15 protein-coding genes, 1 tRNA gene, 1 other RNA gene, 1 pseudogene and 1 other annotated feature are annotated in these 15,989 nt (G+C 42.2%); of the genes and pseudogenes, 13 read left to right on the forward strand and 5 right to left on the reverse strand.

Annotation, left to right across the window (positions count from 1 at the left end; translation table 11 throughout):
- Positions 1-319: 319 nt before the first annotated feature.
- Positions 320-1,303 (reverse strand): YaaC family protein, encoded by a 984-nt coding sequence (locus tag CVD23_RS17380; protein ID WP_245917533.1) that lies wholly within the window; start codon positions 1,301-1,303, stop codon positions 320-322.
- A 113-nt stretch (positions 1,304-1,416) separates the two neighbouring features.
- Here CVD23_RS17380 and guaB point away from each other — a divergent pair, with 113 nt between their 5' ends.
- The 6 genes from guaB to CVD23_RS17410 all read left to right on the forward strand — a co-directional run bounded on the left by guaB (position 1,417) and on the right by CVD23_RS17410 (position 7,865).
- The gene (gene guaB, locus CVD23_RS17385) at positions 1,417-2,883 is read left to right on the forward strand and encodes an IMP dehydrogenase (RefSeq protein WP_101578983.1); all 1,467 of its coding nucleotides are present in this window, start codon (positions 1,417-1,419) and stop codon (positions 2,881-2,883) included.
- 203 nt (positions 2,884-3,086) lie between these two features.
- On the forward strand, positions 3,087-4,391 hold the full coding sequence (locus CVD23_RS17390; protein ID WP_101666703.1) for a D-alanyl-D-alanine carboxypeptidase family protein: 1,305 nt from the start codon (positions 3,087-3,089) through the stop codon (positions 4,389-4,391).
- 165 nt (positions 4,392-4,556) lie between these two features.
- Positions 4,557-5,438, forward strand: a complete 882-nt coding sequence (gene pdxS / locus CVD23_RS17395; protein WP_101666699.1) for a pyridoxal 5'-phosphate synthase lyase subunit PdxS — start codon at positions 4,557-4,559, stop codon at positions 5,436-5,438.
- Between the two features lie 15 nt (positions 5,439-5,453).
- A complete protein-coding gene (gene pdxT / locus CVD23_RS17400; protein WP_101578981.1) occupies positions 5,454-6,044 on the forward strand; it encodes a pyridoxal 5'-phosphate synthase glutaminase subunit PdxT in 591 nt (196 codons plus the stop codon).
- Between the two features lie 59 nt (positions 6,045-6,103).
- Positions 6,104-6,323: a binding site (T-box leader), on the forward strand.
- A 74-nt stretch (positions 6,324-6,397) separates the two neighbouring features.
- Positions 6,398-7,681, forward strand: a complete 1,284-nt coding sequence (gene serS, locus CVD23_RS17405) for a serine--tRNA ligase (RefSeq protein WP_101666700.1) — start codon at positions 6,398-6,400, stop codon at positions 7,679-7,681.
- A gap of 91 nt (positions 7,682-7,772) precedes the next feature.
- A tRNA-Ser gene (locus CVD23_RS17410) sits at positions 7,773-7,865 on the forward strand.
- A gap of 109 nt (positions 7,866-7,974) precedes the next feature.
- Here CVD23_RS17410 and CVD23_RS17415 read toward each other — a convergent pair.
- The 4 genes from CVD23_RS17415 to CVD23_RS17430 all read right to left on the reverse strand — a co-directional run bounded on the left by CVD23_RS17415 (position 7,975) and on the right by CVD23_RS17430 (position 11,340).
- The gene (locus tag CVD23_RS17415; protein WP_101666701.1) at positions 7,975-8,643 is read right to left on the reverse strand and encodes a deoxynucleoside kinase; all 669 of its coding nucleotides are present in this window, start codon (positions 8,641-8,643) and stop codon (positions 7,975-7,977) included.
- A complete protein-coding gene (locus tag CVD23_RS17420; RefSeq protein ID WP_101578978.1) occupies positions 8,621-9,280 on the reverse strand; it encodes a deoxynucleoside kinase in 660 nt (219 codons plus the stop codon). Before CVD23_RS17420 ends, CVD23_RS17415 begins: the two co-directional genes overlap by 23 nt.
- A 158-nt stretch (positions 9,281-9,438) precedes the next feature.
- Complete coding sequence (locus CVD23_RS17425; protein WP_101666702.1) at positions 9,439-10,728, reverse strand: glycoside hydrolase family 18 protein; 1,290 nt, start codon at positions 10,726-10,728, stop codon at positions 9,439-9,441.
- 69 nt (positions 10,729-10,797) lie between these two features.
- Positions 10,798-11,340 (reverse strand): isochorismatase family cysteine hydrolase, encoded by a 543-nt coding sequence (locus CVD23_RS17430; RefSeq protein WP_101578976.1) that lies wholly within the window; start codon positions 11,338-11,340, stop codon positions 10,798-10,800.
- A 107-nt stretch (positions 11,341-11,447) separates the two neighbouring features.
- On the opposite strand from CVD23_RS17430, the gene tadA reads away from it, so the two are divergent.
- The 7 genes and pseudogenes from tadA (at position 11,448) to CVD23_RS17465 (ending at position 15,702) form a co-directional block, all read left to right on the forward strand.
- Positions 11,448-11,987 (forward strand): tRNA adenosine(34) deaminase TadA, encoded by a 540-nt coding sequence (gene tadA / locus CVD23_RS17435; protein WP_101578975.1) that lies wholly within the window; start codon positions 11,448-11,450, stop codon positions 11,985-11,987.
- Between the two features lie 81 nt (positions 11,988-12,068).
- Positions 12,069-12,333: signal recognition particle sRNA large type (gene ffs, locus CVD23_RS17440), an RNA gene on the forward strand.
- A 135-nt stretch (positions 12,334-12,468) separates the two neighbouring features.
- Entirely contained in the window at positions 12,469-14,160 is a 1,692-nt protein-coding gene (dnaX, locus tag CVD23_RS17445; RefSeq protein WP_101578974.1) for a DNA polymerase III subunit gamma/tau, read from the forward strand.
- Between the two features lie 19 nt (positions 14,161-14,179).
- Positions 14,180-14,500 carry a YbaB/EbfC family nucleoid-associated protein gene (locus tag CVD23_RS17450; protein ID WP_101578973.1) on the forward strand — a complete coding sequence of 107 codons (321 nt, stop codon included), beginning with the start codon at positions 14,180-14,182 and terminating at the stop codon, positions 14,498-14,500.
- A 15-nt stretch (positions 14,501-14,515) separates the two neighbouring features.
- Positions 14,516-15,112, forward strand: coding sequence for a recombination mediator RecR (gene recR, locus CVD23_RS17455; RefSeq protein WP_101578972.1), 597 nt, complete (start codon positions 14,516-14,518; stop codon positions 15,110-15,112).
- A gap of 30 nt (positions 15,113-15,142) precedes the next feature.
- Positions 15,143-15,360, forward strand: a pseudogene (locus CVD23_RS17460) (YaaL family protein).
- Positions 15,361-15,438: 78 nt separating this feature from the next.
- Entirely contained in the window at positions 15,439-15,702 is a 264-nt protein-coding gene (locus CVD23_RS17465; RefSeq protein WP_101578970.1) for a pro-sigmaK processing inhibitor BofA family protein, read from the forward strand.
- The last annotated feature ends 287 nt before the right edge of the window (positions 15,703-15,989 follow it).

Consider the following 15,989-nt stretch of genomic DNA (forward strand, 5'->3'; position numbering starts at 1 on the left):
TTCTCAGCGCCGATGGTAGTTGGGGGTTTCCCCCTGTGAGAGTAGGACGCCGCCAAGCGCATACAAAAGAACAGCCGATGATGGTTGTTCTTTTTTTGTTCGTTAGACACGGAGAAAAAACATCCGCCACACCGTCTTCGCGCAAATCAACAGAATTTCCGCGATATTTTTAATAAAATTCGTGATTTTTCCGTCTCCATAAACCATCCCTTCAAAAAAACAACTTAATCAGCAAGATGTTTTCATTTAAAAGCTCGTTATCGCGCTGCAGCCGAAATAGAGCAACTGCACACTAACACAATTACTGGGTTCCTTTATTTCAAAATTGACGCTTTTCAACAGGACGCAAATGGTTGTTAACTAAAAACCGGTGCGCTAGAAAAGGGGACTTTTTCATTGTGATATTTAAAAAGGAATGAATGAACGGAAAATCCTTATTTGGCATCATTTTTATGAGTTCACTCCACCATTCAGTCTCATATCTTGCAATCATGCTTAAATTATAAAGGAGCAAGTAGTGAATCAGAAGCTCGGGGAAATAACAAACCGCACTTTTGCTCAAAGGAAGAAAAAGTGCCCCTTTTTCATAATGAAACTTGAGCGGAGATGGTTCCCGATCATGATCAGAGAAGATCAACTCGATGGCATGCTCAGAACAGTTTCCAGCGGTTATAGGAATGGCAGACTTTGATTGATAATATTGGATAAATCGGCTTTCTGTCATATGAAAATGATCAAGAATTTTTTTTGGAAAAAAAAAGCTTTGTTGCTCTTTTTTAATTTCCATGAATGCTGGTTTACCATCAATTGCGAGAAAAAGCTCCTCTAATTCGGGAATATTATTTAATAAATCTCCCATGCTGGCTTTTTCACCTTCTGTTTGTTTCATGTGAAACATTTTTTCCGACATGAAGGAAAAGAGACCGCTTTTTTGAAATTTAACTTCATCGTCAAAAAAATGATAGTTCTGTTTCTTTCTTTTTCGCGCTGATACTCCATGAGCGAGAACGGATGTTGTTTCAGGGTAGTTCGGATCAATTGTTAAGATACAGGCTTTAATTAAATGGATAAGTCCGTAAAAAAGCAATATCGGCCGAATCAGCAAGGGGGCTTTTTCTGCCTGCTGATAATATATTTGTCCATGCTCAAGGTAATATAAAAATGGGTAACAATTTTCATAACTTTTTTGATCAGCGTGATCGAGCGCTATCCTCTCATATTTGTGTTTAAGATAATTTTGCGTAGAAGAAGCAGAGAAAAAGCGGGTAAAACTGCTCCATCCGTGATAAGTGATATCATTCACAGGATAGCCCTCCGAGTTTTTTGAAAAATCGAACATATCGTACCTTCCTTGACAGTATTTTGTCCAATTGATACCCTACAAATAATATTTTTATATCCAGGGGGTTTAAAACGATGTGGGAAAATAAGTTTGCTAAAGAAGGATTAACATTTGATGATGTTTTATTAGTTCCGGCAAAATCTGAAGTACTTCCACGTGATGTAAACCTTCAGCTAGAATTAACAGATAAGGTAAAGCTGAACATTCCGATTATAAGTGCAGGAATGGATACAGTGACTGAGGCTGAATTGGCGATCGCGATGGCGCGCCAGGGAGGGCTTGGAATTATCCACAAGAACATGTCCATTGAGCAGCAAGCTGAACAGGTCGAAAAGGTAAAACGCTCAGAGAGCGGTGTTATTACTGATCCATTTTTCCTAACTCCCGAACATCAAGTATTCGATGCCGAACATTTGATGGGCAAATACCGAATTTCCGGGGTTCCGATTGTAAACAACGAAAAAGAACAGAAATTGGTCGGGATTATTACCAACCGGGATATGCGGTTCATCCAGGATTACTCCATTAAAATCTCAGATGTTATGACAAAAGAAAAGCTTGTTACTGCTGCGGTTGGTACTACTTTGGATGAAGCAGAGAAAATTTTGCAAAAATATAAAATCGAAAAGCTTCCATTAGTCGATCAAACAGGTGTTTTAAAAGGGCTTATAACGATAAAGGACATTGAAAAAGTGATTGAATTCCCGAACTCTGCGAAGGATGCACAAGGCCGCCTTTTAGCCGGTGCTGCAGTCGGGGTAACAACAGACACGATGAAACGGGTACAAATGTTAGTAAAAGCAGGCGTTGATATCATTGTTGTCGATACAGCACACGGTCATTCGCGCGGCGTTATTGAAACGGTTAAAGAAATACGCGCAGCTTTTCCAGAGCTTTCGATTATTGCCGGAAATGTTGCAACTGCAGAAGCCACAAAAGAATTATTTGAAGCTGGGGCAGATGTAGTAAAGGTAGGGATCGGACCGGGTTCAATCTGTACGACCCGTGTTGTTGCCGGTGTAGGTGTTCCACAGATTACCGCAGTATATGATTGTGCTACAGAAGCAAGAAAACACGGAAAAGCGATTATTGCGGATGGTGGAATCAAATATTCGGGCGATATTGTTAAAGCGTTGGCTGCCGGAGGACATGCTGTTATGCTTGGAAGTATGCTGGCGGGTGTGTCCGAGAGCCCTGGAGAAACTGAAATTTACCAAGGGCGTCGCTTTAAGGTTTATCGGGGTATGGGCTCTGTTGCGGCCATGGAAAAAGGCTCTAAAGATCGTTATTTTCAGGAAGACAACAAGAAGTTTGTACCAGAAGGAATTGAAGGCCGGCTTCCTTATAAGGGACCAATCGCAGATACAATCTATCAACTAGTCGGCGGCTTGCGCTCAGGGATGGGTTATTGCGGTAGTAAGGATTTAAGAGAGCTAAGAGAAAATGCCCAATTCATCAGGATGACAGGTGCGGGCTTGAGGGAGAGCCATCCCCATGATATTCAAATAACGAAGGAAGCTCCAAACTATTCAATATCCTGAGGGGAAACTCCCATAAAGCATACTTTTTTTCCTTAATTTACTGTAGGCAGAGTGACCATTCTCTGTCTATTTTTTTCATTTTTTTTATGATAAACTAAACAGGTGTAAAAAATAGGAGTCTGTCACTCTTACATATTATATAAATAGTTGATGAAAATGAACGTTGGAGGGAATTCGTTTTGAACCGTGTTAAAAATCTATCTATGCTTTTAGCAATTCTTTTTTTATGTTTTGCTGCCGTTTTCGGGGGAATGCCTGGTAAAGCAGAGGCGAACACTGATGCACTTGGATTAAATGCTGAAGCAGCAATTTTATTAGATGCAAAGACAGGAAAAATTGTCTATGAAAAAAATGCAGATGCAGTTCTTGGTGTTGCATCAATGGCGAAAATGATGACAGAATACATTGTTCTTGAGGCAATTAACGATAAGAAAATCAGCTGGGATCAAAAAGTCAAAATCAACGAATACGTTCATAAATTATCTGCGGCACCTGATCTATCAAATGTTGGACTGACGCAGGGTGAAGAATATACGGTTAAAGAATTATATCAAGCAATGGCAATCCACTCAGGAAATGCGGCTACAGTTGCATTGGCAGAAGTGATTTCCGGAACAGAACAGAATTTTGTTACTTTGATGAATAAAAAAGCTGCCGAATTGGGGCTTAAAGATTATAAATTTGTCAATTCTTCAGGGCTTAACAACTCAAGCCTTCTTGGCAATCATCCTGCCGGAAATCCGGATGAAGAAAACGTAATGTCAGCAAGATCGACAGCCACTCTTGCCTTCCGTTTAATCAACGATTATCCAGAAGTGCTGGAAACAGCAAGCAAAGCTGAATTAGAGTTTCGCGATGGCAGAAAATATAAAAACTTCAACTTCATGGTCCCGGGACTAATTTATGAATATCCAGGTCTTGATGGGTTAAAAACCGGGTCCACGGATTTTGCCGGTTATTGTTTCACTGCTACGGCTGAAAAGAATGGCCAAAGATTCATTTCAGTAGTAATGAAAACCAGCTCTATGGACGAGCGCTTTTCCGAATCAAGAAAGGTGCTTGATTATGGCTTCAACAACTTCACAAAAGAAGAACTTGTAAAGGGAAATTACCAAGTAAAAGATACTAAATCCCTTCCAGTCGTAAAAGGTAAGGAAGATAAGGTGAAGATCCATTCTGATAAACCGATTGAAATGGTCATAAAAAATGGAGAAAAAGAAAACTATACTCCGGTTTTAGTATTGGATAAAGACAAGTTAAATAAAGATGGAGAGCTGACGGCTCCAGTTAAAAAAGGCGACAAAGTTGGCTATTTAACCATTGAATCTAAAACGGATGATGGTATGGGCTTTCTGACTGAGGAAGGCGCCAAGAAAGTCCAGGTCGATGTTGTCGCGGCAGAAAATGTTGAAAAAGCAAACTGGTTTGCTTTATCTATGCGAGGAATTGGCGGATTTTTTGGGGATCTTTGGGGCAGTGTCTCTTCATCGGTTAAAGGCTGGTTTTAACCCGCAGGGTCTCTTTGTCTCTTGACAGGAGACCCTTTTTGTTGTTTATTTTTCATTAGGGAAAACAGAATAATTCCGATTGAATTAGTTAAATTTTCCTTTACGGGTTTAACATAATAAAAAGCCCATCTTACGCAGATGGTATAAACAAAGGGGGACGTATAAATGAAGACAGGTACAGATAGAGTAAAACGAGGGATGGCTGAAATGCAAAAAGGCGGCGTCATTATGGACGTTGTCAATGCTGAACAAGCTAAGATTGCAGAGGAAGCAGGGGCAGTAGCCGTTATGGCGCTAGAGCGCGTCCCATCCGATATTCGTGCAGCCGGCGGTGTAGCGAGAATGGCAGATCCCCGGATTGTTGAAGATGTAATGACTGCTGTCACGATACCGGTTATGGCGAAAGCCCGCATAGGACACATTGTTGAAGCTCGTGTTTTAGAAGCGATGGGTGTCGATTATATCGATGAAAGTGAAGTCTTAACCCCTGCAGACGAAGAATATCATTTGAATAAAAGAGATTATACGGTCCCGTTTGTTTGCGGATGCCGTGATCTTGGCGAAGCTGCCCGCAGAATCGGTGAAGGTGCATCGATGCTTCGGACAAAAGGCGAGCCAGGTACAGGGAATATTGTGGAAGCTGTACGCCATATGAGAAAGGTTAATGCCCAGGTCCGCAAAGTTGTCGGCATGAATGAGGACGAACTTATGACGGAAGCAAAGCTTCTTGGTGCTCCATACGAGCTTTTACTTGAAATTAAGAAGCTTGGAAAATTACCAGTTGTAAACTTTGCAGCGGGTGGAGTTGCAACTCCGGCAGATGCTGCTTTGATGATGCAGCTAGGAGCAGATGGAGTATTCGTTGGGTCAGGAATATTTAAATCTGACAATCCAGCTAAATTTGCAAGAGCGATAGTGGAAGCAACAACTCATTACCAGGACTATGCGTTAATCGCTGAAATTTCAAAAAATCTTGGAATTGCGATGAAAGGCATTGAAATTTCTTCATTGGCTCCAGAAGCACGCATGCAGGACCGTGGCTGGTAAGAAGGAGATTAAACAATGGTGAAAATCGGAGTATTAGGTTTACAGGGGGCTGTTCGCGAGCATGTCCACTCTATTGAGCAAGCAGGGGCAGAAGCAATCGTTATCAAGCGAAAAGAACAGCTTGCCGAGATTGACGGCCTGATTATACCCGGCGGTGAAAGCACAACAATGCGCCGCTTAATCGATAAATATGATTTCATGGACGTACTGAAACAATTTGCTGATCAGGGAAAGCCGATGTTCGGAACCTGTGCAGGATTAATCCTGCTCGCAAAACAAATTGTCGGTTATGAGAAGCCCCACATTGGGGTCATGGATATAACAGTCGAACGGAATTCCTTTGGCCGGCAGCGTGAAAGCTTTGAGGCTGATCTTGAGATTGCCGGGGCAGCAGCCGATTTTCCAGCTGTATTTATTCGGGCGCCGCACATCGTCGAAGCGGGTGAAAATGTTGAGGTTCTCGCCAAGCATAATGGTCGGATTGTTGCGGCCAGAGAGGGCCAATTTTTGGGATGCTCGTTTCATCCTGAATTGACCGATGATCACCGTTTAACTGAATATTTTATTAAGATGGTAAAAGAAGCAAAAGAAAAGCAATTTGTATAAATTAGTTGCAACCTGCTGATAATTGTAGTACATTATGAATTATCTAAATTCTAACAGTCGTCAAATCAAAGAGAGGAAATAGTAACAATCGTTCATTCTTAAGAGAGCCGGTGGTTGGTGCGAACCGGTGGATGATGTTTGTGAATCCATCCTTGAGTAAAGTACGGAACTTCTTTGTGGAATAGTAAGTACTTTCGGTTAAAACCGTTATCAATTTGAGTGGAGAGCAATTTTTTGCTTTCAACTAGGGTGGCAACGCGGGTAGCTCTCGTCCCTTTTTAGGGATGGGAGCTTTTTATTTTGGTAAAAAACTATATATTCTTTTATTAGTTAATTTGAAGGAGGAGTTACGAATGCTAGATATCAAGTACTTAAGAGCAAATTTTGCTGAAGCAAAACGGCTGCTTCAGCACAGAGGTGAGGATTTAACAGATTTTGGAAAATTTGAAGAATTGGACCAAAGGCGCAGGGAATTAATTGTCGACAGCGAACAATTAAAAAGCAGGCGCAATGAAGTATCCCAGCAGGTAGCTGTATTAAAACGGGAAAAACAGGACGCAGATCAGCTGATTGCTGAAATGAAAGAAGTAGGCGATAAAATTAAGGTTCTGGATGAACAGCTTCGCGAAGTTGAGGAAACATTGGAAACTTTGTTGTTAAGCATTCCGAATATTCCTCATGAAAGTGTGCCAATCGGAGAAACAGAAGATGATAATGTAGAAGACCGCAAATGGGGAACAGTCCGCGATTTCGATTTTGAAGCCAAGCCGCATTGGGAAGTTGCTGACCACCTCGGCATTCTGGACTTTGAAAGAGCTGGAAAAGTTACCGGGAGCCGGTTTGTATTTTATAAGGGGCTGGGGGCCCGCTTAGAGCGTGCCTTATATAACTTTATGCTTGATCTTCACACCGAAGATCATGGCTATCAAGAAATATTGCCTCCTTATCTAGTCAACCGGGCAAGCATGATAGGAACCGGACAGCTTCCGAAGTTCGAAGAGGATGCTTTCTTGATTGAAAATGAAGATTACTTTCTAATTCCAACTGCTGAGGTGCCTGTCACGAATTATTACCGGGATGAAATCATAAGCGGTGACGAGCTGCCGATTAATTACGCGGCGTTCAGTGCTTGTTTCCGTTCTGAAGCAGGTTCTGCGGGACGAGATACAAGAGGATTAATCCGCCAGCATCAATTTAATAAAGTCGAGCTTGTAAAGTTTGTGAAGCCAGAGGATTCTTATGATGAACTGGAGAAATTGACCGGCCATGCAGAAAAGGTGCTTCAGCTTCTAGAGTTGCCTTACCGCGTCATGAGCATGTGCACAGGGGATCTCGGCTTTACTGCCGCGAAAAAATATGATATTGAGGTTTGGATCCCAAGCTACGGGACGTATCGGGAGATTTCTTCTTGTAGTAATTTTGAAGCATTCCAGGCCCGCCGTGCCAATATCCGATTCCGCCGTGATCCAAAGGGAAAACCGGAACATGTCCATACTTTGAACGGCTCAGGGCTTGCGATCGGCCGCACGGTTGCAGCGATTTTAGAAAACTATCAGCAAGCGGATGGAAGTGTTGTCATTCCAACAGTACTGCGGCCATATATGCGTAACCGCGACACCATTACTCCTGAAAAATAAACCTTAACGGGCGGGGCAACCCGCCCAAAAAAAGTTTTAAAATGGCATTGACAAAGAGTTAAGAGTGTGATAAATTATTATTTGTCGATACGGAGGAATACCCAAGTCTGGCTGAAGGGATCGGTCTTGAAAACCGACAGGCGGGTCAAACCGCGCGGGGGTTCGAATCCCTCTTCCTCCTCCATTATTTGAAAATGTCATATCATAACGCATAAATTCAAGATTGATAAAGTCCGTTGCTACTACTTGCAACGGACTTTTTTTGTAAAAAAAAATCGCCGGGAATGCGGCGATTACTTTTTCAACAGTTGTGATTTTCGGATAAAATAAGCAATCCGTTCAATGATCGGTTCGATAGACGAGTCATTATCGATAATATCGTAATCATTGATATTTAAGCGGAGAACCGGACAGCCATTAAATGTATTAATCCAGTTTTCATAGCGCTCGTGCATTTCCAGCCAGTAATCAATCGGCGTTTGCTGTTCCATCGGGCGTCCCCGTTCTCTGATGCGTGAGACCACGTCATCGATGGAGCCTTCCAGATAGATTAATAAGTCGGGATGGGGAAAGTATGGAGTCATTACCATCGCTTCAAATAAGCTTGTATACGTTTGATAGTCAACGTCTGACATCGTGCCCTTTTCATAATGCATCTTTGCAAAGATACCAGTGTCTTCATAAATGGAACGGTCTTGAACAAAACCGCCGCCATACTCAAAAATCCGTTTTTGTTCTTTAAAGCGTTCCGCTAAGAAATAAATTTGTAGATGGAAGCTCCATCTTTCAAAATCTGCGTAAAATTTATCTAAATAAGGGTTTGTGTCTACTTTTTCTAAAGAGGTGCGAAACCCGAGTGCCTTGGCAAGTGTATTGGTCATCGTCGATTTGCCGACGCCGACCGTTCCTGCTATCGTAATTACCGCATTCCCGGGAATCTCATACTTCGTGCGAAGATCCATGGTTGCATGCTCCTTTTGTTACATATTTCGAAAGGGTATTTATGATATAAGACAAGTCGTCTTGATTGTTTACAAAATCGAGCTGATCACCATTAAAGCGAAGAATGGGAATATTCGGATGCTCTTGTTCAAAGCTATTAATAGCATGTTCGTAATCAATCGATAATTGCTCTAAGTACAGCGGGCTAATATTTTTTTCAATTTCCCGTCCGCGAAGCTTTATTCTTGTTAATAATGTATCGAGGCTGGCATGAAGATAAATGATAACGTTTGGTCTCGGCATATCTTCTGTTAACAAATGATAAATCTTCAGATATTTTTCGTATTCTTGCGTGCTCAGCGTCCGCTGTGCAAAAATGAGGTTTTTAAAAATATGATAATCGGCGACGACCGGCTTGTTGACGCTTAAGTAATAATTTTTAATATCACTAAGTTGCTTATAGCGGTTACAGAGAAAAAACATTTCGGTCTGGAAACTCCACTCTTCGATATTTTCATAAAATTTCCCGAGAAATGGATTTTCATCAACAATTTCTTTTAATAACGCAAACTGAAAATGATCAGAAATTGCTTTTGCCAGGGAAGTTTTCCCTACGCCAATTGGCCCTTCCACAGTAATAAAAGGCGTCTCCCCCACTGTTTGTCCTCCTTAAAGTTACTTTCCCTTGTAATTTTTTTTTATTCATCATTAGTGTCTCGAAATGACACAGAGAATATTTTATCACACTAGCCGAGTTTAGGGGATATGGAATTTTCAGGTGTAAAACAAAAAGCCCGGCAGCAGCCGGGCACGAGCTATAAGGGGCGTTTCACGACCTCGAAGTTTTCTGTGATTAACAACCAATTTTGCGGGAAAGCGAGTCCGAGCTTCCAATAGCTCACCCCTCTTATGTTAAGTTCCTTAACTAAATTGAACTTGGCCTGAATCGAACGCGCATCTTCAAACCAGACGACGTGGCGCCTGCCTTCCTCATCGGTGTAATTGAAAAATGGCGCTTGTGCGGTTACATCATATTCAATGGCGACTCGATATCGCGCTGCAATTTGGATCGCCTGCTGAGGACTAACAGCTCTTGCTACCGTTCCCGGCCTATATGGAAGTGTCCAATCGTATCCATATAAGTTCTGACCCATCATGATCTTAGCAGCAGGCATCTCGGTGAGCGCATACTCGAGGACTTCGCGGACAGGACCGATCGGTGATACAGCCATCGGCGGTCCGCCGCTGTAGCCCCATTCATAGGTCATAATGACAACAAAGTCGACAATCTGACCGTGGGCCTCATAATCATGGGCTTCGTACCATTCACCTGGCTGGTCCTCCCTGGTTTTTGGGGCTAATGCAGTTGAAATCAACCAGCCTTCCTGTCTGAAACGGTCACGTGCCCGGCGCAAAAATTGATTATATGCTTCACGATCTTCAGGCCGCAAATGTTCGAAATCAAAATGAATATCTCTGAATCCACGCCTTCTGGCAGCCGCTACGATATTATTTAGAAATCTTTCCTGGATCGCCATGTCATTCAATAAAATTCGCCCAAGCTCAGCACTGAATTGATCATTTTCCTGATTTGTAATGACCATCATTAGGACATTGTTGTTAGCTTCGGCAATCGCAGGGAAATTATTGAGAAGCGGTTCCCGCAATGAACCATCTCTCTGAGCCTGAAAGCTGAACGGAGCTAAATAAGTTAAGTATGGTGCAGCCTCCCGCGCGCTCTCTTCTAATGCCGGAGCAACGGTAGTGCCGCGCGGCTCTACATATGCATTAAATTCTGCTCTGCGTCTTGGGGCCGGCGGAATGTAGAGGCGAAAACCAACCGGTAAAGGTTGATCGACAGAAATACGGTTAACCGCTGCAAGCTCCTGCACAGATACATTATACCTTCTTGCGATCGACCATAGGCTTTCGCCAGGCTGCACCCAATGAAATCTGCCAACAATCGGAATGACGATTGCTTGGCCGACGACCAAATTATTTGGATTTGGGATCTCGTTTGCTTCAACTATCTCATCAACGGTAATCCCATATGTCCGGGCAATCCTAAATAATGTGTCATTTCGCTGGACTACATGGATTTGCATGATTTTCCCCCCCTGATAAAAAACACTACAACTATCATATGAGACTGAGGAGGAAGAAAAGAACTGATTTCATAAATGAATCGGATTCGTATCAGCTTTCAAGACGTTTTTCATCATCATTAAGGCATAGTCATTCTCTTGGTCACTATTAGAGACAAGACAGTTGTTTGGAACCGCAAGCTCATATTCTCTCATATAAGCATCGTTGGCAGTGAACAGAACACATATATTTCCGGCTATTCCAGTGATTATGAGCTTGTCTACCTTCAACTTTTTTAAAAGAGTATTCAAAGCAGTTCCATAAAAAGCTGAGTGTTTTGGTTTTATCAAGAAATAATCGTTTTCGCCAGGCAACATTTTCTCAATGATTGGAGCGCTTGTTTCATTTTTGCAATAAGCGGCAATTTTATAGATATCGGCTTGCCAAAGGTCATAATGGTCATTAATGTAAATAACGGGCATTTGCTCATGATGGAATTTTTCACGTAAACTGAGGATTGGTTTTAAAATAGACAAAGTTTTGTTTGCGAGGGTCTCACCGTAATCAAACTGGAAGTCGTTTATCATATCTATGATCAATAAAGCGGTTTTTTTATCATTTTGTACATTCATTGTTATCTCTCCTTCTCAGATCGCTTGAGTATGCTGAAAGTTTTTTATAACATGGTGGATATCCGTCACTACAAAAACTTAAACTTGTTGGTTAAGAAAGGATTATTATGATAGATGTGAGTATAAGGGAAAATGATGAGTATTTTATGCGGGAGGCTCTTAAAGAAGCGGTAAAGGCTGAGACGATCGCTGAAGTGCCGATTGGGGCAGTTGTTGTTATCGATGGAAAGATTATTTCTCGGGCCCATAATTTGCGGGAAACGAAACAAAACGCTGTTGCCCATGCTGAGCTGCTCGCCATTGATCAGGCGTGCCGAAACCTGGGGACATGGAGGCTTGAAAATGCGACGTTGTATGTAACGTTAGAACCTTGTGCAATGTGTTCAGGAGCGATCATTTTGTCGAGAGTCGAGAGGGTTGTCTATGGTGCAAAGGATCCTAAAGGAGGTTGTGCCGGCAGCTTTATGAACCTTTTGGACGATTCCCGGTTTAATCACCAGAGCGAGGTTGTGTCCGGTGTACTTGAAGCGGAGTGTGCCGATTTGTTATCAAGCTTTTTCCGACATATTAGAGTAAGAAAAAAACAGGAGAAGCAGGACAGAAACGAAATAGAATTGGCTGGGGATACAGGAATTGACAGGGGATAAGCCATTGCTTTTTTCTTAAAAAGTTAGTATACTTATACATGCGCCTTATTAAGCGCAACTTAATAATTGGTATCAATTTTGCCGTGCTAAGCGGGGAGGTAGCGGTGCCCTGTACTCGCAATCCGCTCTAGCGAGGCTGAATCCCTTCCTGAGGCTGGCGTACTGTAGGGTCTGCCTTAAGTAAGTGGTGTTGACGCCCGGGTCCTGCGCAATGGGAATCCATGAACCATGTCAGGTCCGGAAGGAAGCAGCATTAAGTGGACGCTCCCATGTGCCGCAGGGTTGCCTGGGCTGAGCTAACTGCTTAAGTAACGCTTATGGTTGTCAGTCAACGGAAGGTGCGCGGCAGTTTATACATACGGATATTCCCATCCTGGCATACAGGGTGGGTTTTTGTTTCTTTTTCCCACTTTCGTTTTGTAAAAATGAAAATATTTACGTTATAATAAGGAAAGATCATATAGGAAGGAGGGCGGTGTCAATGAGCTATCAAGCGTTATATCGTGTTTGGCGTCCGCAGGCATTCATAGATGTAGTCGGACAAGAACATGTGACAAAGACATTGCAAAACGCCCTGCTTCATGAAAAAATTTCTCATGCTTACCTTTTTTCAGGGCCACGCGGCACCGGAAAAACAAGTGCAGCAAAAATATTGGCAAAAGCAGTGAACTGTGAAAACGGGCCGGTCAAGGAACCATGTAATGAATGTGTGGCCTGTAAAGGAATTACCGACGGTTCAATACCGGATGTTATTGAAATTGATGCTGCATCTAATAATGGTGTTGAAGAAATTCGCGATATCCGGGATAAAGTCAAGTATGCGCCGAACGTTGCCAAGTATAAGGTATATATTATCGATGAAGTGCATATGCTCTCGATTGGCGCTTTTAATGCTCTTTTAAAAACACTGGAAGAGCCGCCAAAGCATGTTATTTTTATTCTGGCAACGACAGAACCGCATAAAATCCCTTTAACGATAATCTCAAGATGCCAGCGCTTCGATTTCAAACGGATTACAGCCCAGTCGATTGTCGGCAGAATGAAGCTGATTGCCGATGAAACAGGAGTGGCATATGAAGATAAATCTCTTCACGTCATTGCCCGGGCTGCTGAGGGTGGAATGCGGGATGCGTTAAGCCTGCTTGACCAGGCGATTTCTTTCAGCCAGGAGCAGGTCACGCTAGAAGATGCATTGGCAGTGACAGGATCCGTTTCCCAAGGTTTCTTGAACAAGCTGGCGAAGGCGGTTCAAGAGAAAGATGTCGCAAGTGGTTTAAGCGCTTTGGAAGAATTGCTTTTTCAAGGAAAGGATCCTGTCAAATTCATTGAAGATTTCATTCATTATTACCGGGATATGCTTCTTTACAAAGCAGCACCTGCGCTTGAAGAATCGTTTGAACGGGTCATGCTTGATGAAGAATTTCAAGAACTTGAGAAGGAAATTAAGGCAGAGCAAATCTACCAGTTAATTGACACATTAAATAAAGCTCAACAGGAAATGCGCTGGACCAATCATCCAAGAATCTTCCTTGAAGTGGCAATAGTCAGGCTGTGTCAACTAGAACAAACGCCAGCCGTCAGTGGGAGCCAAGATGTCGGCCAGCTGCTGAACCGGATAGAACAGCTTGAGGAAGAACTAAATATGCTGAAACAGAGCGGGGTTGCTCCAATCCAGGATGCGCAAGGTTCTCCGCAAAAGAAACCGCAAAGAACTGCACGAAAAGGGTTTCAGGCCCCAGTAGGGAAAATTAATGAAATTCTTAAACATGCAACAAAAACCGAATTAAATGCTGTCAAAAGCCGGTGGGGTGATATGCTTGAAGCACTTGTCACGAATCAAATGCGCTCACAGGCCGCTCTTTTAAACGAAGCGGAGCCTGTTGCTGCCTCCACAGAAGCTTTTGTGATTAAATTTAAATATGAAATTCACTGCCAAATGGCAATGGAGAATACACGATTTCTTGATGTCATTGGGGATGCGTTGCAAAAGTTCACTGGCAAAAGATTGCAGGTTGTTGGAGTTCCAGATGAACAATGGCATACAATAAGAGAAGAATTTTTAAGTGGGCACCAGCATAATGAATCGGAAAATGGAATGGAAAAGCAAGAAGATCCGTTTATAGCCGAAGCTAAAAAACTGTTTGGTGAGGATCTGATTGAAATAAAAGACTAAATTGTGGAGGGACAAAGACATGCGTGGAATGGGAAATATGCAGAATATGATGAAGCAAATGCAGAAAATGCAAAAAAAGATGCAGGAAGCACAGGAGGAACTGGGCGAGAAGAAAATTGAAGGAACAGCCGGCGGCGGGATGGTTACCGTAATTGTAACTGGCCATAAACAAATCGTTGAAGTAAACATTAAGCCGGAAGTCGTTGATCCAGACGATATCGACATGCTGCAGGATTTAGTTTTGGCAGCAACAAACGATGCATTGAAAAAGGCGGACGAACTGACGAACAATACAATGGGCCAATTTACGAAGGGGATGAACCTTCCGGGAATGTTCTAGGAGGAATAAAATAGAATGCATTATCCTGAACCGATATCCAAGCTGATTGACAGCTTTATGAAATTGCCAGGAATCGGCCCGAAAACGGCCGCACGTCTGGCTTTTTTTGTGCTAAGTATGAAAGAAGACACTGTGCTCGATTTCGCGAAAGCACTCGTTAATGCAAAACGAAACTTAACATATTGTTCTGTCTGCGGGCATATAACCGACCAAGATCCGTGCTATATTTGCGAAGATCAGCGCAGAGACCGCACTGTCATTTGTGTTGTCCAGGATCCTAAAGATGTAATCGCAATGGAAAAAATGAAGGAATTTAACGGTTTATATCATGTGCTGAACGGCGCGATTTCGCCGATGGACGGCATTGGTCCTGAGGATATCAATATTCCTGATTTGCTGAAAAGGCTTCAAGATGAAACCGTTCAAGAAGTAATTCTGGCAACCAATCCAAATATTGAAGGAGAAGCGACGGCCATGTATATCTCACGGCTGTTAAAGCCTTCAGGAATAAAAGTGACGAGAATTGCCCACGGCCTGCCTGTTGGTGGCGATCTTGAATATGCAGATGAAGTAACACTTTCTAAAGCGCTCGAAGGAAGAAGAGAAGTTTAACGATGAAAATGAAGTGGAGGTTTCCTGACAATGTTTTTTCGGCGTAAAGGATGGCTTCGGAGAGAATATAATGATAAGCTTTTAAATCAGCTCGATGAGGCAAAAGTAAGTTGGAGTAATCAAAAAAATTAGTCGAAAAAAGTTTTGATCCATCCGATGAAGTAATTTGTCAGATGAAGCTTGCCGAGGCAAAATATTTCTTCTTATTCAAGGAAGCAAAAACGAGAAGCATTACTGTACGAAGATAATCACCATTTTTCCCCGTTCTTTTTATTAATTTGTTACATATATTTTAGTACAAGTTATTAGAGAGAGGGGATACCTGAGTGGAACCTGTCATGGTTATTTCAATACTGGGCGGACTCATTTTACTGTTACTATTAATAGGCGCCCCGGTCAGGCCGATAAGATTTGTGGGCCAAATCTTCATTAAAGTGTTAATAGGTGCGCTGTTTTTATTTTTTCTAAATGCTTTCGGAAATAAATATGGAATCCACGTACCGATTAATATGGTTACTTCGTCTGTTTCGGGATTGTTGGGGATCCCTGGACTGTGCGCTTTAGTTGCGATCCAAACCTGGATCCTATAAACAGCGTTATGAGAGCCGCTAAGTTTAGCGGTTAATTTTTTTTGTAAAAAAAGGGTTGACCATAATAGCGGATGATGATATTATATTATTCGTTGTCGCTTTTTAATGGATGGGATGCGGTTTCACTAAGTGTTGCATTTAATATTGCAATTTACGCTTTTTAACAGATGATAATAAAGTATTAAAAATTTGTTGACATAACACTGTTAAATGTGGTATATTAATAAAGTCGCTTCTCGGCGGCAAACGAATTTATTGCTCTTTGAAAACTGAACAAGCAAGCAAAA

The sequence above is a fragment of the Bacillus sp. V33-4 genome (assembly GCF_002860225.1).
Lineage (GTDB): Bacteria > Bacillota > Bacilli > Bacillales > Cytobacillaceae > Bacillus_BJ > Bacillus_BJ canaveralius.